Below are 19,339 nucleotides of genomic sequence, written 5' to 3'. Positions count from 1 at the left end.
ACCCAGTGGCTGGAAGCGGTCCGGGGTCCGGTCCGCCGCTGGCTCGGTATCCGTATCGGTATCCGAAAGAAACTTACCGATGCTTGCGATGCCGGGCCGAATACGCAGGGGAGCGTATGCGGTGGGTCGCGGTATCGCAGAAAGCGGGGCTGTTGTGAAGGGACTAGACGATATGGCCAAGCCGAAGAAGGCGCCCGCCAAGCCGAAGGAATATGCCTTCGAGAAGGGCGATTTCGTGGTGTACCCGACGCATGGCGTCGGCCGCGTGATTGATATCGAGGCGAAAGAGATCGCAGGTCACAAGCTCGACCTGTTCGTCATCTCGTTCGAGCAGGAGCGCATGATGCTGCGCGTTCCGGTGGCCAAGGCGAAGATTTCCGGCCTGCGCAAGCTCAGCTCGCGCAAGATCATGGAAAGCGCGCTTGTCACCCTGAAGGGCCGCAGCCGCGTCAGCCGCGCGATGTGGAACCGCCGCGCCCAGGAATACGAAGCCAAGATCAACTCCGGCGACCCGGTGTCGATCGCCGAAGTCGTGCGCGACCTGCACCGCAATGCCGGCCAGCCCGACCAGTCCTACAGCGAACGCCAGATCTACGAAGCGGCGCTGGACCGGCTGGCGCGCGAACTCGCCGCCGTCGAGCGGATCGACAAGGAGCTGGCGACCCAGAAGCTCAACAGCGTTCTGCAGAAGGTCGCCTAGCCGGTTCTGGCACGGAATGAGATAAAAGGCGGCGCGACACCTCTGTCGCGCCGCCTTTTTCATGTCCGCACCTCCAGCATCCGGCCCGAGCCCGACCCATCAGACCCATGAGCAAAGTCGCCTCGATCGCCCGTCTGCGTGACGGCGGCACCACATGGGCGCTCGGCGCCCTGGCCGGCGACGATGCCGCCCTCGAACGGCTGGGCGGCGCGCTGATGCAGCGATGGACGCCGGGCGACCGGCTGGTCGTTCTCGGCAACATGCTGGGCGCGGCCGGCAATACCCCCCGCACGATCGATCTCATGCTGCTGCTGCGCCGGCGCCTGCTCGCCCGCCCCGGCGCCGAGGTCGAGGATTTCGTCTTCCTGCGCGGCGCCCAGGAGGAGATCTGGCACAAGGTGCTGCAGCTCCAGTTCGCCCTGTCACCCCTCGACGTGCTCGACTGGATGCTGGCGCGCGGCCTCGCAGCCGTCATCGAAGCCTACGGCTATTCGATCGCCGAGGGACGCATCGCCTGCCGCAACGGGCCCCTCGCGATCGCCCGGTGGACCACGGGGTTGCGCGAACGGCAGACCCACCAGCCGGGCCACGGCGATCTCCTGAACGCCCTGTCGCGGGCCGCGCTCAGCGCCGACGGCCGCGTGGTCTTCGCCGCCAACGGCGTCGATCCGGGCCGTCCGCTGGGAGAGCAGGCCGACGCTTTCTGGTGGAACGCGCAAACGGACACGCAGCTCGACGAGGCGCTGGGCAAGGCGACCGACGGCGGCTGGCCCGACATCGTGCGGGTCGTGCGCGGCAGCGGGCCTTCGAGGAACGCCGCCCGGGACGAGGGCCGGATCCTCACCGTCACGCGCGAGACGCCGGCCGCCGTGGCGATCGACGCCGACGGCGCGGTGATCGACAGGATGGAGCCCTGAGCTAGGGCTCGATGACCTTGATCTGCGCCCGGCTGCCGAGTTCGGCCGGCGATTGCGCGGCGTTGAGGACCAGCAGGCGTTCCATCTTGAGATCGGGATAGGGCATGTAGGCGGCGAGCGACGCTGGCGTCGACCCGGCCGGCGAGACGATGCGCAGCCGGTAGGGCTGCAGCGCCGCCGCCTCGGCCGCCGAAAGGGTCCGGAAGGTGCGCGCCGACGCAATCATGGCCGCGATCTGGCGGTCCTGATCCACACCCTCGCTCACCATCGCGAAGTTGCAGACCCGGCCGCCCTGTCGAACCGCGACGTAGCGCGCCTGGCCGAGACCGGTATCGGAGCCGCGCGGCCGGGCGCCGATCGCCGCCTCTGCACCGTTGATCTCCAAGGTCTGGATGTCGGTCGGCGTGGGCTTCAGCCTGTTGCGCATCCAGTCGTCGAGCGGCCCCGTCACCGGCGTCGACAGGCAGGAGAAGCCCATCAGCGAACGCTCCCGATTGACCGCGAGCACGCCGTCGCTTTCGTTGAACAGGCGGAACCCGGGCGGTGCCGTGAAAGCGATCCTCAGCACAGGATGCAGGAACGACCGGCCGCGGATGAATCCTTCGCTCGGCGGGTCGTCGACCGACATGCCGTTGATGGCGGCGAAATAGCCTTTCTGGTTCGAGTCACCCGGGGCCTTCGCCAGCGGCAGCGCTTCGATGGCCGACGTGCGCTCCATCGGCGCGGGGTGGGTCGACGACGCGCTCGGCCTGTCGCCGATATCCGGGGACTCGCCCATGATCTGGGCCTCGAGCGCCGACTGGCGTCGCAGGCGGTCGATCAGGGATGCCATCGCGCTGCCGGGATAGCCGGCCTTTACGATGTAGCCCAGCGCAAGCCGGTCGGCTTCCAGCTCCTGCTCGCGCGAATATCGCCGCAGCGCCAGAAGCCCGTCCTGGGCGACCGAACGGCCGACATTGACCGAACCGCTGGTGGCAGCGGCCTGGACGGCGGCGTCGAGCACCCCCTGGCGGACCCGGGCGCGCTGGGCCGCATGACGCTGGACCAGATGACCGAGTTCGTGGCCGACCGCGGCGGCCAGTTCGGCCTCGTTCTCGAGGAGCGCGAGGAGTCCGCGCGTGACGAAGACATAGGACTGCACGGCGTGGGCATTGGCGACCGGTGAATCCAGGACCAGGAAGCGATAGCCCCCCGAGAGGCCTGCCGCTGTGACGATCCGTTGCCCCACCCGATCGACGTAGGATTGCAGGGCGGCATCGCGGTCGGCCGGCCCGACGAGCTTCTCGATGTCGCGAGGCAGGGCGGTGGCGCCGCGCCCGCCCGTGGTCGATGCCGGCGGTTCTGCGGGCGGCGTGCAGGCGACGGCTGCGGCCAGCACCGCGACCAGTGCCAGAATGCGGCGAAATTCCACGAATCCTCCTGGGACGTCTCGACCTTAGACGCTCGGGCGCGGACGCGGCAATCATTGCAAGGCTGGCATTGCAAGGCTGGCATGACTCGCGTCGCTATGGCAGTGATGCCAAAGGACAATCGCATGCCGCGTTCTGAAACCCCGCTTCGCTCCGATCTGTTTCCCGAGATATCGCCCTATGCCAGCGGCATGCTGGCGGTCGACGGTCGTCACACGATCTATTGGGAACAGAGCGGCAATCCCGAGGGCGTCCCCGTCGTGTTCCTGCATGGGGGACCCGGCGCCGGCTCCGCACCCGTGCATCGCCGCTTCTTCGACCCGCAATTCTATCGCATCGTGGTGTTCGACCAGCGCGGCTGCGGCCGCTCCGTGCCGCTCGGCGAACTGCACGACAACACCACGACCGCGCTCGTGGCCGACATGGAGAAGCTCAGGAAGCATCTCGGCATCCCGGGCTGGCTGCTGTTCGGCGGCTCCTGGGGCAGCACGCTCGCGCTCGCCTACGGGCTCGCCCATCCCGAGCGCGCGACGGGGTTCATCCTGCGCGGCATCTTCCTCGGCGCACGGCCCGAGATCGACTGGTTCCTCCATGGCATGCGCACGATCTTCCCCGAGGCGTGGCGCGACTTCGCCGGGCACCTGCCGGAAGAAGAACGCAGCGACCTGCTGGGCAACTATTACCGGCGGCTGATCGACCGCAATCCCGACCTGCATCGGCCGGCGGCACGCGCCTGGAGCCGCTACGAGGCGGCCTGCTCGACGCTCTATCCGACGGTGCGGGCGCCGTTCGATACGGACCATGGCGGCTTCGCGCTGGCGCTGTCGCGCATCGAGGCTCACTACTTCGCCAACGGCACCTTCCTGCCGGAAGGCTGGCCCTGGGCCGATCTCGGCCGCATCCGCCATCTGCCCGGCACGATCGTGCAGGGCCGCTACGACATCGTGTGTCCGCCGGTGACCGCCGATGCGCTGGCCCGCGCCTGGCCCGAGGCGCGCTACGTCGTGGTGCCCGATGCCGGCCACAGCGCGCTGGAACCGGGCATCCGCGCCGCGCTCGTCAACGCCACCGAGAGCTACCGGCTCTCGACCAGCGACACCGAACTCTTCGCCCCAAGGTTCCCCTGGGACGCTTGAGCCAAAAGAAAACGAGGAAACCCCATCATGTCGTTCGAACTGCCACCGGAACAGACCGGCGCCGCCGCATGGTATGGACCGGAGATCGCCAAGCGCGACGACTGGATGATGCCGCTCGGTGCCCCCGAGGTGGCCGAAATAGAGGCCGCCACGCGGGCGCTCGTGGCGCGCGATGCCGACATCGCCGTGCTGAAGCCGCGGGATTTCCCCCTGCCGACGCTCGGCGCCCGGCTGAGGGCGCGGATCGACGACGAGGTGCTGAACGGGCGTGGCTTTCTGCTTCTGCGCGGCCTGCCGGTCGAACGCTGGTCGATGCGCGAAGCGGCCACGGCCTTCTTCGGGCTGGGCGCCCATCTCGGCAGCGCGCGCTCGCAGAACGGCAAGGGCCATGTGCTGGGCCACGTCCAGGATCTCGGCATGGACGTGAACGATCCCAACGTCCGCATCTACCAGACGCACGAGCGCCAGACCTATCACACCGATTCCTGCGACATCGTCGGCCTGCTCTGCCTCAAGACCGCGAAGTCCGGCGGCCTCTCGGCGCTGGTGAGCTCCACCACGATCTTCAACGAGATGCGCCGGCGGCGACCCGACCTGCTGAAGCTGCTGTTCCAGCCGATCGCCACCGACCGGCGCGGCGAAGTGCCGGAGGGCCAGAAGCCGTTCTTCGAGATTCCGGTGTTCAACTGGCACCAGGGCTACCTGACCGCGATCTACCAGCGCCAGTACATCGACTCGGCCCAGCGGTTTCCCGAAGCGCCGCGCCACACGCCGGAACTCGTCGAGGCGCTCGACATGTTCGACTCGCTGGCCAACGACCCGGCGCTGAATACGTTCATGGAGTTCAAGCCGGGCGACGTGCAGCTCGTTCACAACCACACGATGCTGCACGACCGCACCGGATTCGAGGACTGGCCCGAGCCGGAGCGCCGTCGCCATCTTCTGCGACTGTGGCTGGCCGCCGAGCGCGCCCGGCCGCTGCCGGAGATTTTCGCCCAGCGCTACGGCACGGTGACCATCGGAGACCGGGGCGGCATCATCGTTCGCGGCACCCGGCTTCAGGCTCCGTTGCAGGCCGTCTGATCCGCGTCCGGACGATCGGCCGCGTGCAGTTGACCCGGGCCGGGGTCATCCCTAAGTGAAGGTCGCTTCAACAGACCAACAAAAGGGACAACACATGGCCAGCGATCCAACCGCGGGCGGCACGCCGGCGGATGGGCCGGTCGACCCCGACGATATCGACATTCCGCCGCGGCCCGAAAGCGCCGCCGAATGGCAGCGTCTCGTCGAGCAGCTCCAGGCCGAGAAGGCCGATCTCCAGGACAAGCAGCTCCGGGCCCTGGCCGAGGCGCAGAACGTGCGCCGCCGCGCCCAGCAGGACGTCGAGAAGGAGCGCAAGTTCGGGAACGAGCGCTTCGCCCGCGATGTGCTTTCCGTGGCCGACAATTTCGGCCGCGCCTTGTCGGCGCTGCCGGCGGACCTCGACTCCCTGGACCCGGCCCTGCGCAACGTGATCGTCGGCATCCAGGCCACCGATCGCGAGCTGCAGTCGGTGCTGGAGCGCCATGGCGTCACCCGCATCGAGAGCCTGGGCAAGCCGTTCAACGCCGAGTTCCATCAGGCCATGATGGAGATCGAGAACCCCGACGTTCCGTCCGGCACCGTCGTGCAGGAACTGATCCCGGGATACCTGATCGCCGGCCGCCTCTTGCGTGCCGCCATGGTCGCGGTGTCCAAGGGCGGCCCCGCCTCCAGCCCTTCGGCTGGCAACGAAAACTAGGGTCGGGCCGGTCGCACCGGCCTTTCCGGCTGAATCGCTGGTAGTGCGTCAGACGGCACTTTCCAGCGGAGATTTTGGTCCTTAAGTCCATTGCAGGCGGCCGGACAGGACCTATATAGCCCCTGTCCTGATCCGGTTTTTCCGGCAGGTAACCATATTACGGGGGCTGATCGGACGCCTTTGGGTCCGAAACGGCCTGCCGAGGGAAGAGAGTAGAATCATGGCGAAAGTCATTGGCATCGACTTGGGTACGACCAACTCGTGCGTCGCGGTCATGGAAGGCGGCGACACCAAGGTCATCGAGAATTCCGAGGGCGCGCGCACCACGCCGTCCATGGTCGCCTTCACCGACGGCGGCGAGCGCCTGGTCGGTCAGTCGGCCAAGCGTCAGGCGGTCACCAATCCGCTGAAGACCCTTTATTCCGTGAAGCGCCTGATCGGGCGCCGCTTCGACGATCCGATGGTCGCGAAGGAGAAGACGCTGGTCCCCTTCAAGATCGACAAGGCGCCGAGCGGCGACGCGTGGGTCGAGGTGAACGGCGAACAGTACAGCCCGAGCCAGATCTCGGCGTTCATCCTGGGCAAGATGAAGGAGACCGCCGAGGCCTATCTCGGCGAGAAGGTCGACCAGGCGGTCATCACCGTCCCGGCCTACTTCAACGACGCCCAGCGCCAGGCCACCAAGGACGCCGGCCGCATCGCCGGCCTTGAAGTGCTGCGCATCATCAACGAGCCGACGGCGGCTGCCCTTGCCTACGGCATGGACAAGCGCAAGACGGGCACGATCGCAGTCTACGATCTGGGCGGCGGCACCTTCGACGTGTCGATCCTCGAGATCGGCGACGGCGTGTTCGAGGTGAAGGCGACCAACGGCGACACCTTCCTGGGTGGCGAGGACTTCGACCAGCGCATCATCAGCTACCTGGCCGACGAGTTCAAAAAGGAGCAGGGCATCGACCTGCGCAACGACAAGCTGGCCCTGCAGCGCCTGAAGGAAGCGGCCGAGAAGGCCAAGATCGAGCTCTCCAATTCCAAGGAGACCGAGATCAACCTGCCGTTCATCACGGCCGATGCGTCGGGCCCGAAGCACCTCGTCATCAAGCTCTCGCGCGCCAAGCTCGAGGCCTTGGTCGACGACCTGGTGCAGCGGACGCTCGAGCCCTGCAAGGCGGCGCTCAAGGACTCCGGCCTGCAGGCCGGCCAGATCGACGAGGTCATCCTGGTCGGCGGCATGACGCGCATGCCGAAGGTCATCGAGGTCGTTAAGCAGTTCTTCGGCAAGGAGCCGGCCCGCAACGTCAATCCCGACGAAGTCGTCGCGGTCGGCGCGGCAGTCCAGGCGGCCGTGCTGAAGGGCGAGGTCAAGGACGTCCTGCTGCTCGACGTGACGCCGCTGTCGCTCGGCATCGAGACGCTGGGCGGCGTGTTCACGCGCCTCATCGAGCGCAACACGACCATCCCGACCAAGAAGAGCCAGACCTTCTCGACGGCCGACGACAACCAGACCGCGGTGACCATCCGCGTGTTCCAGGGCGAGCGCGAGATCGCCGCCCAGAACAAGATGCTGGGCCAGTTCGACCTGGTCGGCATCCCGCCGGCACCGCGCGGCGTGCCTCAGGTCGAAGTCACGTTCGACATCGACGCCAACGGCATCGTGCAGGTCTCGGCCAAGGACAAGGCCACCGGCAAGGAGCAGCAGATCCGCATCCAGGCTTCGGGCGGCCTCAGCGAGGCCGACATCCAGAAGATGGTTAAGGATGCCGAGCTGCATGCCGAGGAGGACAAGAAGAAGCGCGAGCTGATCGACGCCCGCAACCAGGGCGAGGCGCTGGTCCACTCCACGACCAAGCACCTGGCGGAGTACGGCGAGAAGGTGAGCCCCGCCGAGAAGGCCGAGATCGAAGGTGCGCTCGAGGGCCTCAAGACCGCTCTGGCGGGCGAGGACGTCGAGGCGATCAAGGGCAAGACCAACGACCTGACCCAGGCGGCGATGAAGCTCGGCGAGGCCATGTACAAGGCCCAGCAGGCCGAGGCGCAGGCCGGTGCAGGGGCCGCGGGCGGTGCGCCCGGCGGCGGCGCGACCGACGCCAAGGGCGAGAAGGTCGTCGACGCCGAGTTCGAGGACGTCACCGACAAGAACAAGAAGACGGGATCCTGATCGGGGACACCCGGCTAGATGGGACGACGGCCTCTCGCGCGAGCGGGAGGCCGATCTGCAAGGGGCCAGTGGGGGCTGCGTAAACCGCTATGTCGCAAGACTTTTACGAGCTGCTTGGAGTTGAGCGCACGACCGGTGCCGACGACATCAAGAAGGCGTACCGCAAGCTCGCCATGCAGCACCATCCCGACCGCAATCCCGGCGACAAGGAAGCGGAACGGAAGTTCAAGGAAATCAACCACGCCTACGACATCCTGAAGGATCCGGAGAAGCGTGCGGCCTACGACCGCTACGGCGCCGCCGCCTTCGAGGGCGGCGCGGGTCCGGGCGGTCCGTTCCAGGGCGGACAGGGTTTCGATTTCGGTTCGGTGTTCGGCGACATCTTCGAGGAGATGTTCGGCGCCGGCGGCCAGCGCGGGCGCGGCGGACGCGCCGACATGCGCGGCCAGGACCTGCGCTTCAATCTCGAGATCACGCTCGAACAGGCCTATGGCGGCACCGAAGCCACGGTGCGCGTGCCGAGTTCGGTCTCCTGCGAAGTCTGCCACGGCAGCGGCGCCGAGGCCGGCTCCAAGCCGCACCAGTGTCCGACCTGCCAGGGCCGCGGCCGGGTCCGGGCGCAGCAGGGCTTCTTCACCGTCGAACGCGCCTGCCATACCTGCCACGGCGCAGGCCAGGTGATCGACAAGCCGTGCAAGAGCTGCGCGGGCCAGGGCCGCGTCCGTCGCGAGAAGACCCTCAAGGTCAACATCCCGGCCGGCGTCGAGGACGGCACGCGCATTCGCCTCAGCGGCGAAGGCGAGGCCGGTGCGCGCGGCGGTCCGGCCGGCGATCTCTACGTGTTTCTGTCGGTGCGCCGCCACCAGCTCTTCGAGCGCGAGGGCGCCGACGTGCATTGCCGAGTGCCGATCTCGATGGTGCAGGCCACGCTGGGCGGCAACATCGAAGTGCCGACGCTCGACGGCAAGATGGCCCGCGTCAACATTCCCGCCGGGGCACAGAACGGGCACCAGTTCCGCATGCGCGGCAAGGGCATGCCGATCATGCGCTCCAGCCAGCACGGCGACATGTACATCGAGATCAACGTCGAGACTCCCACCAACCTCACCTCCAAGCAGAAGGAACTGCTCAAGGAATTCGAGAAGGCCGGCAAGACCAGCCCCGAATCCGAAGGCTTCTTCAGCAAGGTGAAGGAGATGTTCGGCGGCTGAGGCCGCCGACATTCAGGCTCACTGGGCTACCGGTAGAGTCTTTCCGCTTCAAGTTCACCCGCCCCACCTCATCCTGAGAGGCTGGCCGGAAATGAATTGAATCGATTCAAGCACCTACCTCATCCTGAGGAGCGCCGCGAAGCGGCGCGTCTCGAAGGATGGGCAACTGGCTGGTTGCGCGCCCCCACCAAAGCGCGGGGGTTACCCCGCGCGATCGAGACGCATCGCTGCGCGATGCTGCTCAGGGTGAGGCAATTGCTCGACTGATTCAAATTCGCCGGAAAGACTCTACGCCGCCAGCACGCAGCGCACCGCGTGCGCGGCTTCGACGTCGCGCAGCGACGGGACCGCCGTCGTGCAATCGGGACGGACGAACTTGCAGCGCGGCGCGAAGCTGCAGCCGGACGGGACTTCCGCGAGATCGGGCGGCGCGCCCGGGATGGATTCGAGACGCTGGCCGCGCATGCCGTCATGGACGGTCGAAGCCAGCAGGCCGCGGCTGTAGGGATGTTGCGGCGCGTCGACCATGCGCTCGACCGGCGCCATCTCCACCAGCTTGCCGGCATACATGACGCCGATCCGGTCGGAGACCTCGACGGCCACGCCGATATCGTGGGTGACGAAGATGACGCCGAGGTTGAACTCGCGCTGCAGCTCGCGGATCAGCAGCAGCACCTGGATCTGCACCGTGGCGTCGAGCGCCGTGGTCGGCTCGTCGGCCAGCAGCAGGGTGGGATTGCAGGAGAGCGCGAGCGCGATCATGGCGCGCTGGCGCATGCCGCCCGACATCTCGTGCGGATAGGCCTTGAGCCGTTGCGCCGGAGAGGGGATGCGCACCATTTCCAGCAGGTCCTTGGCCCGCTTCATGGCCTCGGTTTCGCTCTTGCCGGTATGGCGGCGCACCGTCTCGGCAATCTGCTGGCCGATGGTGAAGACCGGATCGAACGCCGTCGCCGGCTCCTGGAAGATCATCGAGACACGCTGGCCGCGCAGGTCGGACAGCGCCTTGGATCCCATCTCGAGCACCTCGTCGCCCTGCAGCTTGATGCTGCCGGACCAGCGTGTGCGATGCTCGGGATGGAGCCGCAGGATCGAGCGCAGGGTGACGCTTTTTCCTGAGCCGGATTCGCCCAGGATGCCGAGCGTCTCGCCGCGCGCGAGATCGAAGCTGACGCCGTTGACGGCGTGCACCGTGCGGTCTGGCGTGACGAAGGTGACGTGGAGGTCGCGGACCTCGAGGAGGTTGGTCTGGTCGGTCATGCGGCCACCGCCTTGGAATGTCCCGAACCGGGCACGCGCATGTGGCAGGCCACGGCCTGGGCGCCGGCATCGGCCAGCGGTGGTTCCAGGCGGGCACAGACGTCTTCGGCGAAGGGGCAGCGCGTGCGGAAGCGGCAACCCGAGGGTGGATCGATCGGATTGGGCGGATCGCCCTGGATGGGCGCCTCGTGGGTCCGCTTGCGCGGGTCCATCGATGGCCGCGCCGAAAGGAGCGCGCGTGTGTAGGGATGCTGCGGATTGCCGTAGATCGCCTCGACCGGACCCAGTTCGACGATCTTGCCGAGATACATGACCAGCACGCGGTCGCTGAGATACTGCACGACGTTGAGATCGTGGCTGATGAAAACGTAGGTGAGGTCGAGCTCGGTCTTGAGGTCGACCAGCATGTTCAACACCTGCGCCTCGACCGACTTGTCGAGCGCCGATACCGCCTCGTCGAGGATGATCAGGCGCGGCCGGAGCGCGAGGGCACGCGCGATGTTCACCCTCTGGCGCTGGCCGCCCGACAATTCGTGCGGATAGCGCGTGGCGTAGTTTGCCGGATCGAGGCCCACCTTGCTTAGAAGGTCGCGCACGCGCTCGCGCGCTTCGGCCGCGGGCAGGCCGTGGGCGCGCGGTGCAAAGGCCAGAGTCTCGGCGATGGTGAGGCGCGGGTTGAGCGAGGCGTAGGAATCCTGGAACACCATCTGCACCTGGCGGCGCAGTTCGTTCACGGTGATGCCGTGCGGCTCGTCGACCGGATCGCCGTCGAGCACCATCGTGCCCTTGTCCGGCTTGATGAGGCGGATGAGGAGCCGCGCCACCGTCGACTTGCCGCAGCCCGACTCGCCCACGACACCCAGAGTCTCGCCCTTGGCAACCGACAGGGTGAGATCGTCGACGGCACGCACGACCTTGGTCGTGCGGCCGAGCAGGCCGCCCGCGACGGGGAAGTGCTTGCGCAGGCCGGTGGCGAGCAGCAGCGGCTGGGCGGGGCCGCCGCGGTCCTGGATGGGAAGCAGCGTGTCCATGTCAGGCCTTCACATCCATGGCCGCCCGCAGGCCATCGCTCATCAGGTTGAAGCAGATCGAGGTGATGAAGATCATCACGCCCGGCAGGGCCGCGAGGACCGGGTTGACGTAGATCGCCTGCCGCAGCGTATTCAGCATCAGGCCCCATTCCGGCTCCGGCGGCTTGACGCCGAGACCGAGGAAGCTCAGGCCTGCGGCCAGGATGATCGCCACGCTGATCAGCGAGGTCGCATAGACCAGGATCGGTCCCAGCACGTTGCCCAGCACATGGACGCGCACGATGGTGAAGGCCGAGGCACCGCTGGCCTTGGCCGCGTCGACGAAGTCGAAGCCGCGCACCTGGGTGGTGACACTCTCCGAGACGCGGCAGATCGGCGGAATGAACACGAGGGTAAGCGACAGCAGCGTGTTCTCGGTGCCGGCGCCCAGTGCGCCCGACAGCGAGATCGCCAGCAGCACCGACGGGAAGGCATAGAACACGTCCATGATGCGCATGATCGCCATGTTGGTCTTGCCGCCGACGAAGCCTGCCAGGATGCCCAGCGAGCCACCGATCAGCAGCGCAAAGACGACCGGTGTCACGCCCATGAACAGCGACAGGCGGCCGCCATAGATCAGGCGGGCGAACATGTCGCGTCCCAGCTCGTCGGTGCCCAGCCAGTGATTGGGCGAGCCGAGCGGATAGAGACGGCGGATCATCGACGTCTTGTAGGGGTCTGCGAGATAGAGGTAGGGCGCGGCGATCGAGGCCAGCACCAGCAGGATCAGGATCGCCGCGCAGATCAGCGTGACCGGGTCGCGGCGCAGGCGCCGCCCGACCGATTGCCAGTAGCCGCGACCACCGGCGGTGGGCTTCGGCGCCATCAGGACGGCGCCGCCGACGTCGAGCGAGGGACTTTGCAGGGCCATGGGTTCAGCCTCGCTTGATGCGCGGATCGACCATGGTCTGGATGATGTCCACGGTCAGGTTGAGCAACATGAAGAAGCCGGCGAGCACGAGGGTCGTGCCCTGCAGGATCGGCAGGTCGCGGCGGAAGATGGCGCTGTTCAGCAGGAAGCCGGTACCTGGCCAGGCGAACACCGTCTCGATCAGGATGGAACCGCCGATCAGGTTGCCGGCCTGCAGGCCCATCACGGCGAGGCAGGTCGGCGCGGCGTTCTTCAGCACATGGAGCAGGATCCGGCTGTCCCGCATGCCCTTGGCCTGCAGCGCCGTCACGAACTCCATGCTGAGCGTTTCCTTCACGGTCGATCGCACCGTGCGGGTGACGACGCCGAGCGGGATCACGGAGAGTGCGATGGTCGGCAGCACCATGTGCGCGAGGTGCGCCCGGTCGAACGTCCAGCCGGTGGAGTTTTCCGGCCCGATGCCCATGGGCGGCAGCACGCCCAGTTCCACCGCGAAGATGATGACCAGCACGATGGCCAGCCAGAAGTGGGGCACGCTGACGCCGATCAGCGAGATCAGCGTCACCAGCCGGTCGACGATGCGCGACTTCGCATAGGCCGCCGCGGTCCCCAGGATCACGGCCAGCGTGAAGGCGAACAGCGTGGCGGCGATCGCCAGGATGATCGTGTTGCCGAAGGCGCTGCCGACCTCGGCCGCGACCGACCGGCCGGTCCCGATCGAGGTGCCGAGGTCGCCGGTCAGCGTCACGCCGAGCCAGCGCAGGTATTGCACCGGCAGCGGCTTGTCGAAGCCGTAATACTCCTTGAGCTTGTCGACCACTTCCTTGGGCGCATCCGGCGGCACGATCGCGGAGATCGGATCGCCCGGCGCCAGGTGCACCAGCGCGAAGACGAGCAGTGACACGCCGAAGGCGACAGGGACGAGGTAGATCAGGCGGCGTAGGGCGTAGAGGAGCATTGCGGCCCGCCTCTCTTTGATGCGTGTTGCGCTACTTGATTTCGACCGGCGTCAGGTCCTGGAACCAGCTCTGCGCCTGCACGAAGCCCTTCACCTTGGGGCTCATCGCACGCGGGTTGAGGTCGTGCGCGATCCAGACCCAGTAGGACTGGTCGACGATGTAGGTGTGGACCTCGGACAGGGCCTTGGTCTGCTCGGCCTTGTCGAAGCTGGTGTGCGCCTTGTTGATCATGGCATCGAGCTTCTCGTCCTTCAGCACGCCCCAGTTGGCGCCAACCGGCGGCACGAAGTTGCTGTTCATCAGGCGCGTGAAAGCCGAGTAGGGATCGACCGTGGCGCGGCTGATGTTGATGCCGTTCACGCCGGCCTTCTTGGCGTTGTCGCCCGTCACCGGCTGGAAAGCGAAGGTCACCAGCGCATTCCATTCCATGACCTCGAATGTCGCGTCGAAGCCCACGGCGTTCAGGTTCTCCTGCACGTATTCGTTCATCGGCAACGGCAGCATCTGGCCCGAACCCGAGGTCGAGATCGCGATCTTGATCTTCGGCTTTTTGGTCGCGCTGTAGCCCGCTTCAGCCAGCAGCTTCTTGGCCGCCGCCGGATCGTACTTGATGTCGAAGGAGGGCGAGCCGAACCACGGATGGCCCGGATAGACATGGCCCTTGGACTCGATCATCAGGCCGCCCAGCAGCTTGTTGATTCCGGCGCGATCGATCGCGAGGTTGGCCGCCTTGCGCACCCGGATGTCGGTCCACGGCGAGCCCTCGACCATGCTGGGCTGATAGGCCCAGTTGTGCGGATACTTGTTGGTGACGATGGTCATGCCACCCTGCTTGAGGCGCGGGATGGCGTCGGGCGCCGGCACTTCGATCCAGTCGACCTGGCCCGCCAGGAGGGCGGCCGTGCGGGTCGCGGCCTCCGGCATCGGGAACAGGATCACCTTGTCGACCTTCGGCACGCGCGCCTTTTCCCAGTATTCGGCGTTGCGCGAGAGTTCCAGGCGCTCGCGCGGCACGACGCGGTCGACCTTGAACGGGCCGGTGCCCGACGGGTTCAGCGCGACCTTGTTCCAGTCCTTGCCCTGCTTCTCCCAGTTCGCCGGGCTGGAATAGAAGACGTAGGACATGTCGTACGGGAACAGCGAGTTCACGATCCGGGTGGTGAGCTCGACCGTGTTCTTGTCGATCTTCTTGTAGCCGACCAGCGTCGGGATGCGCGCGCGCACCTGGGCGAGCTGCTTGCTGTCGAACTGGGGCGACTTGTCGTTCAGGACCTTGTCGAGGTTCCAGATCACCGCATCGGCGTCGAAGTCCGATCCGTCGTGGAACTTCACGCCCTCGCGCAGCTTGAAGACCCACTTGGTCGGCTCGCCCTCGACCGGCGCCCAGGACAGCGCAAGACCCGGGCGGATGTCGGCGATCGTGTCGGCCTTCGACAGGTCCCAGTTCACGAGTGCGTCATAGATCGTATAGCCGGCGAAGCGGAAACCCTCGAAGCCCTGGTCGGGCTGCCCTGTGGTCAGGGGAATGTCGGCGGCTGTCATGCCGATGCGCAGAGTGCCTTGTGCGAAGGCAGGCAACGCGGTCGCTGCGAGAACGCCGAAGCCGGCAACGGCGATACGAAGGCCTTTGAACATTCATCGCTCCTGAGTTCGGCGATCGCGTCGACAACCCCACCGGGAGACGCTCGCGCCTTCCATCATGCAAGCGCCAAGCCAACGCGATGCCGGCCACCGCGAATCACGCGGCATGTCGATTGCATGTTCGGCCGGGCGGAGGATTCTCATGACATCGTCGATCAAGGCGCCAACGCTCGAGGAGTTTCGGGCACGCGCCGCGCTGACCGGTCTCACCCTGACCGAGGAAGACATCGGGCATCTGCACAAGGGCTATGTCGGGCTGCTCGGCCTGATGGATCGCATCCCCCAGCGCTGGGCCTGGGCAGCCGAGCCGCCGCAGATCTTCCGGGCCGACGAGTAGGAGGGTCCCATGACCGATCTCACGACGCTCCGTATTGCCGAGGCAGGTCGCCTGATGGCACGCGGCGATCTCACTTCCACCAGGCTCACCGAGGCCTTCCTCGCGCGCATCGCCACCGTCGATCGCAACCTCTCGAGCTACGTCACCGTGACGGCGGACATCGCGCTCAATGCCGCGCGCCAGGCCGACATGGAGATGAGCGGCGGCCTGCGGCGCGGGCCGATGCACGGCATCCCGATCGGCCTGAAGGACATCTACGAGACGGCCGGCATCAAGACGACCGGCCACTCGCATCTCAGGATCGACTATGTGCCGGCGATCGATGCGGAGACCGTGCGGCGCCTGAAGGCCGGCGGCGCCGTGATCCTGGGCAAACTCGGCACCCACGAGTTCGCCAACGGCGCGATGACGCCGGACCAGCCGTTTCCGCCCGTGCGCAACCCGTGGAACATCGAGTTCCAGCCCGGCGGCTCCTCGAGCGGCTCGGGCGCGGCCGTCGCGGCGGCGCTCTGCATGGGCGCGATGGGATCAGACACCGGCGGCTCGATCCGCAACCCGGCAGGCTACTGCGCCATCGCCGGCATCAAGCCGACCTATGGGCTTGTGAGTCGCTGCGGCGTCTTCCCGCTCTCCTTCAGCCTCGACACCGCCGGGCCCATGGCCTGGACGACCGAGGACTGCGCGCTGATGCTCGACGTGCTGGCCGGCCACGATCCCAACGACCAGGCCTCCGCGCGCACCGCGAAGGTCGACTACGGCGCCGCGGCGCAGCGCCCGATCAAGGGCATGCGCATCGCCCTGGCCCGCAGCTGGTACGAAGGCCCGGACGGCAAGCTGTCGGAAGACATGGCCAAGGGCATGGAAGAGGCCGTGCGCGTGATGCGCGACCTCGGCGCCACGGTCGAGGAGGTGGTCTTCCCCGATATCCGCGACTATCACATCTGCGGCCGCGTCATCATCACCACCGAGGCGCATGCCATCCATCGCCGTGACGTGATCGAGCGGCCGGAGAAGTTCGGCTACACGACGCGGCGGCGCTTCCAGCTCGGCGCCTTCCTGTCGGCCGAGCAGTACATCTCGGCGCTGCGCTTCCGCCGCAAGCTGCAGCAGGACACGCGCGAGGCGATGCGCGGCTACGACCTCGTGATGACGGCCAACCAGTGGGGCCCGCCGGAAATCTTCGAGGAGCCGGCGCCGATCTTCCACTTCCTCGGCAAGCCCTCGCTCAGCATGCCGTTCAACGTCACCGGCCAGCCCGCCGCCGCGGTGTGCTGCGGTTTCGGCGCCGACGGCATGCCGCTCGCCTTCCAGCTTGCCGGCCGTGCCTTCGACGAAGCCAGCGTCATCGCCGCCGGATCCGCCTACGAACGCGCCACGCCGTGGCGCTCGCACCGACCGAAACTCTGACAGGAGTCCCGAAATGAGCGTGTCCCGCCGTACCTTCATTGCCGCCAGTGCGCTGGCGGCGCTGCCGATCCCCGCGCTTGCACAGGAAAAGGTCGTGCGCTTCGGCATCTCGATGGCCGACGTGCCGCTCACCACCGGCCAGCCCGATCGCGGCGCCGGTGCCTACAAGTTCACCGGCTACACGCTCTACGATCCGCTGGTCGCCTGGGAGATGGATATCTCCGACCGGCCGGGCAAGCTGATCCCGGGCCTCGCCACCGAGTGGAAGGTCAACGACGCCGACAAGACCCTGTGGACCTTCAAGTTGCGCGACGGCGTGAAGTTCCATGACGGGTCCGCGTTCAACGCCGACGCGGTAATCTGGAACTTCGACAAGGTGTTCGATACCAAGGCGCCGCAGTTCGATCAGCGCCAGGCCTCGCAGGTGCGGCCGCGCCTGCCGTCGGTCGCCAGCTACAAGAAGATCGACGACATGACGGTCGAGGTGAAGACCAAGGTCGTCGACGCGCTCTTTCCCTACCAGATGCTGTGGTTCCTGGTCTCGAGCCCGGCGCAGTTCGAGAAGCTCGGCAAGGACTGGAACAAGTTCGCCTCCGAGCCGTCGGGCACCGGCCCGTTCAAGCTCGCCCGCCTGGTGCCGCGCGAGCGCGCCGAACTGGTCAAGAACGAGGCGTACTGGAACCCCAAGCGCATCCCCAAGGCCGACCGCATGATCCTCGTGGTCGCACCCGAGGGTGCGACGCGCACGGCCGCCCTTCTCTCAGGTTCCGTCGATCTGATCGAGACGCCGACGCCCGACACGGTCGACCGCCTGACCAAGGCCGGCATGAAGATCGTGCAGAACGTCACGCCGCACGTCTGGAACTATCACCCGTCGATGCTGCCGGGCTCGCCGTGGACCGACATCCGCCTGCGCAAGGCCGCCAACCTCGCGATCGACCGTACCGCCATCGTGCAGCTGCTGGGCGGCCTCGCCACGCCGGCATTCGGCCAGGTCGACAAGTCGAGCCCGTGGTTCGGCAAGCCGAACTTCGAGATCAAGTTCGCACCGGACGAGGCGCGCATGCTGATGAGCGCCGCCGGCTTCAGCAAAGCCCAGCCGCTCAAGACCAAATTCGTGGTCGCCTCGGGCGGCAGCGGCCAGATGCTGTCTCTGCCGATGAACGAGGCCATCCAGCAGATGTTCAAGGACGTCTACATCGACCTCGAATTCAAGGTCGTCGAGCTCGAGGCGCTCTACACCGCGTGGCGCGCCGGCGCCAAGGCCGAGATGAACAAGGACGTCACTGCCAACAACATCGCCTACGTGACGTCGGATCCGCTCTACGCCTTCACGCGCTTCTTCGCGTCCAACCAGGGTGCGCCCGTCGGCGTGAACTGGAGCAACTATGCCAGCCCCGAGGTCGACAAGCTGATCGACGAGGCGCTCCAGCAGTTCGATCCGGCCAGGCAGGACGCCATCATGGCCAGGGTGCACGAGAAGGTGGTCGACGACGCCGTGCTGATCTGGGTCGTCCACGACACCAACCCGCACGCGCTGTCACCCAAGATCAAGTCCTACATCCAGGCCCAGCACTGGTTCCAGGATCTGACGACGATCGGGGTGTAAGAGAGCTAAGGATCCCTCAATTCGTTCGGGATGACACTATTGCTGGGATTGGCGCAGTGCGCCGATCCAAAAATCGGTGTCATCCTGAGCGAAGCGAAGGATCCTTATTCAGCAGAATCAGCACCCAAGCTTCTTCGCGAGATCGATCATCGAGGTGCCAACGGCGTTCCAGTCGCCCTCGGCCTTGAGGTCGCGGGTCTGGCCGGGGCCGTGTTCGCCGGGGCGCAGCACGAAGCCGGTCGACAGGCCGCACTTCTGCGCCGCCGCGAGATCGTTGTTGTGCGCCGCGACCAGCATGACCTGCTCGGGCTTGAGATACATGCTGTCGACCACGCCGAGATAGGCCTCGGGGTCGGGCTTGTAGTGATGGAAGGTCTCGCCCGAGAAGCAATGATCCCACGGGATGCCGCCGTTCTTCGCCATATTGATCAGCAGCGCGACGTTGCCGTTGCTGAGCGTGGCCACGACGTACTTCTTCTTCATCATGCCGATGCCCTCGACCGAATCGGGCCAGGGGCGCAGCTTGTGCCAGAGGTGCGTGAACTCCCACGCGCCTTCCTCGCCCGGATGCTTGAGGCCGCGCTTCTGCAGCAGCATCTCGAAGGCTTCCTTGTGCAGGTCGTCGATGCGCGTCCACGGCAGCTCGCCCTTGCGCACCCGGCCCATCTGCGGCTGGTAGAGGCCGCGCCAGTCGTCGGCGAAGCTCGTCCAGTCGGTCTCGATTCCGTATTTCCTGCCGAGCGCGGGCAGGTCGGCGATCAGGCTGCCGCGCCAGTCGACGACGGTGCCGAATACATCGAAAATGCAGACCTTCAGATTGGCGGGGACCTTGGACATTGGGTAGCTTCCTCACATGGTTTGGAAGCACGATAGA

At 66.7% G+C, this 19,339-nt stretch carries 17 protein-coding genes; 10 read left to right on the top strand and 7 right to left on the bottom strand.

Annotation, left to right across the window (positions count from 1 at the left end):
* The first annotated feature begins 172 nt into the window (after positions 1 to 172).
* Together KQ910_RS06620 and KQ910_RS06615 are read left to right on the top strand one after the other, a co-directional pair.
* On the top strand, positions 173 to 700 hold the full coding sequence (locus KQ910_RS06620) for a CarD family transcriptional regulator (protein ID WP_068199172.1): 528 nt from the start codon (positions 173 to 175) through the stop codon (positions 698 to 700).
* Between the two features lie 107 nt (positions 701 to 807).
* A complete protein-coding gene (locus KQ910_RS06615) occupies positions 808 to 1,617 on the top strand; it encodes a hypothetical protein (RefSeq protein WP_216957674.1) in 810 nt (269 codons plus the stop codon).
* A 1-nt stretch (position 1,618) separates the two neighbouring features.
* On the opposite strand, the gene KQ910_RS06610 is transcribed toward KQ910_RS06615, so the two are convergent.
* Complete coding sequence (locus tag KQ910_RS06610; RefSeq protein WP_216957673.1) at positions 1,619 to 3,028, bottom strand: M48 family metalloprotease; 1,410 nt, start codon at positions 3,026 to 3,028, stop codon at positions 1,619 to 1,621.
* A gap of 123 nt (positions 3,029 to 3,151) precedes the next feature.
* Between KQ910_RS06610 and pip the strand changes: the two genes are divergently transcribed.
* The 5 genes from pip (at position 3,152) to dnaJ (ending at position 9,311) form a co-directional block, all read left to right on the top strand.
* Complete coding sequence (pip, locus tag KQ910_RS06605; RefSeq protein ID WP_216957672.1) at positions 3,152 to 4,162, top strand: prolyl aminopeptidase; 1,011 nt, start codon at positions 3,152 to 3,154, stop codon at positions 4,160 to 4,162.
* A 27-nt stretch (positions 4,163 to 4,189) separates the two neighbouring features.
* Positions 4,190 to 5,245 (top strand): TauD/TfdA family dioxygenase, encoded by a 1,056-nt coding sequence (locus tag KQ910_RS06600; protein WP_216957671.1) that lies wholly within the window; start codon positions 4,190 to 4,192, stop codon positions 5,243 to 5,245.
* A gap of 94 nt (positions 5,246 to 5,339) precedes the next feature.
* Positions 5,340 to 5,942 carry a nucleotide exchange factor GrpE gene (locus KQ910_RS06595; RefSeq protein WP_216957670.1) on the top strand — a complete coding sequence of 201 codons (603 nt, stop codon included), beginning with the start codon at positions 5,340 to 5,342 and terminating at the stop codon, positions 5,940 to 5,942.
* 220 nt (positions 5,943 to 6,162) lie between these two features.
* Complete coding sequence (gene dnaK, locus KQ910_RS06590; RefSeq protein ID WP_216957669.1) at positions 6,163 to 8,100, top strand: molecular chaperone DnaK; 1,938 nt, start codon at positions 6,163 to 6,165, stop codon at positions 8,098 to 8,100.
* Between the two features lie 89 nt (positions 8,101 to 8,189).
* Entirely contained in the window at positions 8,190 to 9,311 is a 1,122-nt protein-coding gene (gene dnaJ / locus KQ910_RS06585) for a molecular chaperone DnaJ (protein WP_216957668.1), read from the top strand.
* 288 nt (positions 9,312 to 9,599) lie between these two features.
* Here dnaJ and KQ910_RS06580 read toward each other — a convergent pair whose 3' ends face one another.
* From KQ910_RS06580 to KQ910_RS06560, 5 genes are read right to left on the bottom strand one after another with little or no spacing between them, the layout of a single operon-like run.
* On the bottom strand, positions 9,600 to 10,571 hold the full coding sequence (locus tag KQ910_RS06580; RefSeq protein WP_216957667.1) for an ABC transporter ATP-binding protein: 972 nt from the start codon (positions 10,569 to 10,571) through the stop codon (positions 9,600 to 9,602).
* Complete coding sequence (locus KQ910_RS06575; protein WP_216957666.1) at positions 10,568 to 11,602, bottom strand: ABC transporter ATP-binding protein; 1,035 nt, start codon at positions 11,600 to 11,602, stop codon at positions 10,568 to 10,570. Before KQ910_RS06575 ends, KQ910_RS06580 begins: the two co-directional genes overlap by 4 nt.
* 1 nt (position 11,603) lies before the next feature.
* Positions 11,604 to 12,512, bottom strand: coding sequence for an ABC transporter permease (locus tag KQ910_RS06570; RefSeq protein ID WP_216957665.1), 909 nt, complete (start codon positions 12,510 to 12,512; stop codon positions 11,604 to 11,606).
* A gap of 4 nt (positions 12,513 to 12,516) precedes the next feature.
* Complete coding sequence (locus tag KQ910_RS06565; RefSeq protein ID WP_216957664.1) at positions 12,517 to 13,470, bottom strand: ABC transporter permease; 954 nt, start codon at positions 13,468 to 13,470, stop codon at positions 12,517 to 12,519.
* 31 nt (positions 13,471 to 13,501) lie between these two features.
* The gene (locus tag KQ910_RS06560) at positions 13,502 to 15,106 is read right to left on the bottom strand and encodes an ABC transporter substrate-binding protein (protein ID WP_216957663.1); all 1,605 of its coding nucleotides are present in this window, start codon (positions 15,104 to 15,106) and stop codon (positions 13,502 to 13,504) included.
* A gap of 148 nt (positions 15,107 to 15,254) precedes the next feature.
* On the opposite strand from KQ910_RS06560, the gene KQ910_RS06555 reads away from it, so the two are divergent.
* The 3 genes from KQ910_RS06555 to KQ910_RS06545 are packed head-to-tail and all read left to right on the top strand — an operon-like array spanning position 15,255 to position 18,465.
* Positions 15,255 to 15,449, top strand: coding sequence for a hypothetical protein (locus KQ910_RS06555; RefSeq protein WP_216957662.1), 195 nt, complete (start codon positions 15,255 to 15,257; stop codon positions 15,447 to 15,449).
* 9 nt (positions 15,450 to 15,458) lie between these two features.
* On the top strand, positions 15,459 to 16,856 hold the full coding sequence (locus tag KQ910_RS06550) for an amidase (protein WP_216957661.1): 1,398 nt from the start codon (positions 15,459 to 15,461) through the stop codon (positions 16,854 to 16,856).
* Positions 16,857 to 16,869: 13 nt separating this feature from the next.
* Complete coding sequence (locus KQ910_RS06545; RefSeq protein WP_216957660.1) at positions 16,870 to 18,465, top strand: ABC transporter substrate-binding protein; 1,596 nt, start codon at positions 16,870 to 16,872, stop codon at positions 18,463 to 18,465.
* A gap of 117 nt (positions 18,466 to 18,582) precedes the next feature.
* Here the strand turns inward: KQ910_RS06545 and KQ910_RS06540 are convergent, their stop codons facing one another.
* A complete protein-coding gene (locus KQ910_RS06540; protein WP_216957659.1) occupies positions 18,583 to 19,302 on the bottom strand; it encodes a haloacid dehalogenase type II in 720 nt (239 codons plus the stop codon).
* Between the last annotated feature and the right edge of the window lie 37 nt (positions 19,303 to 19,339).

The sequence above is a fragment of the Reyranella humidisoli genome, from assembly GCF_019039055.1.
GTDB lineage: Bacteria > Pseudomonadota > Alphaproteobacteria > Reyranellales > Reyranellaceae > Reyranella > Reyranella humidisoli.
This window is presented reverse-complemented; position numbering and strand designations above follow the sequence as displayed.

Bases quoted from the DNA above. Each gene is read 5' to 3' on its own strand.
- KQ910_RS06620 (WP_068199172.1), top strand. From the start codon at position 173: ATGGCCAAGCCGAAGAAGGCGCCCGCCAAGCCGAAGGAATATGCCTTC.
- KQ910_RS06615 (WP_216957674.1), top strand. From the start codon at position 808: ATGAGCAAAGTCGCCTCGATCGCCCGTCTGCGTGACGGCGGCACCACA.
- pip (WP_216957672.1), top strand. From the start codon at position 3,152: ATGCCGCGTTCTGAAACCCCGCTTCGCTCCGATCTGTTTCCCGAGATA.
- KQ910_RS06600 (WP_216957671.1), top strand. From the start codon at position 4,190: ATGTCGTTCGAACTGCCACCGGAACAGACCGGCGCCGCCGCATGGTAT.
- KQ910_RS06595 (WP_216957670.1), top strand. From the start codon at position 5,340: ATGGCCAGCGATCCAACCGCGGGCGGCACGCCGGCGGATGGGCCGGTC.
- dnaK (WP_216957669.1), top strand. From the start codon at position 6,163: ATGGCGAAAGTCATTGGCATCGACTTGGGTACGACCAACTCGTGCGTC.
- dnaJ (WP_216957668.1), top strand. From the start codon at position 8,190: ATGTCGCAAGACTTTTACGAGCTGCTTGGAGTTGAGCGCACGACCGGT.
- KQ910_RS06580 (WP_216957667.1), bottom strand. From the start codon at position 10,571: ATGACCGACCAGACCAACCTCCTCGAGGTCCGCGACCTCCACGTCACC.
- KQ910_RS06575 (WP_216957666.1), bottom strand. From the start codon at position 11,602: ATGGACACGCTGCTTCCCATCCAGGACCGCGGCGGCCCCGCCCAGCCG.
- KQ910_RS06570 (WP_216957665.1), bottom strand. From the start codon at position 12,512: ATGGCCCTGCAAAGTCCCTCGCTCGACGTCGGCGGCGCCGTCCTGATG.
- KQ910_RS06565 (WP_216957664.1), bottom strand. From the start codon at position 13,470: ATGCTCCTCTACGCCCTACGCCGCCTGATCTACCTCGTCCCTGTCGCC.
- KQ910_RS06560 (WP_216957663.1), bottom strand. From the start codon at position 15,106: ATGTTCAAAGGCCTTCGTATCGCCGTTGCCGGCTTCGGCGTTCTCGCA.
- KQ910_RS06555 (WP_216957662.1), top strand. From the start codon at position 15,255: ATGACATCGTCGATCAAGGCGCCAACGCTCGAGGAGTTTCGGGCACGC.
- KQ910_RS06550 (WP_216957661.1), top strand. From the start codon at position 15,459: ATGACCGATCTCACGACGCTCCGTATTGCCGAGGCAGGTCGCCTGATG.
- KQ910_RS06545 (WP_216957660.1), top strand. From the start codon at position 16,870: ATGAGCGTGTCCCGCCGTACCTTCATTGCCGCCAGTGCGCTGGCGGCG.
- KQ910_RS06540 (WP_216957659.1), bottom strand. From the start codon at position 19,302: ATGTCCAAGGTCCCCGCCAATCTGAAGGTCTGCATTTTCGATGTATTC.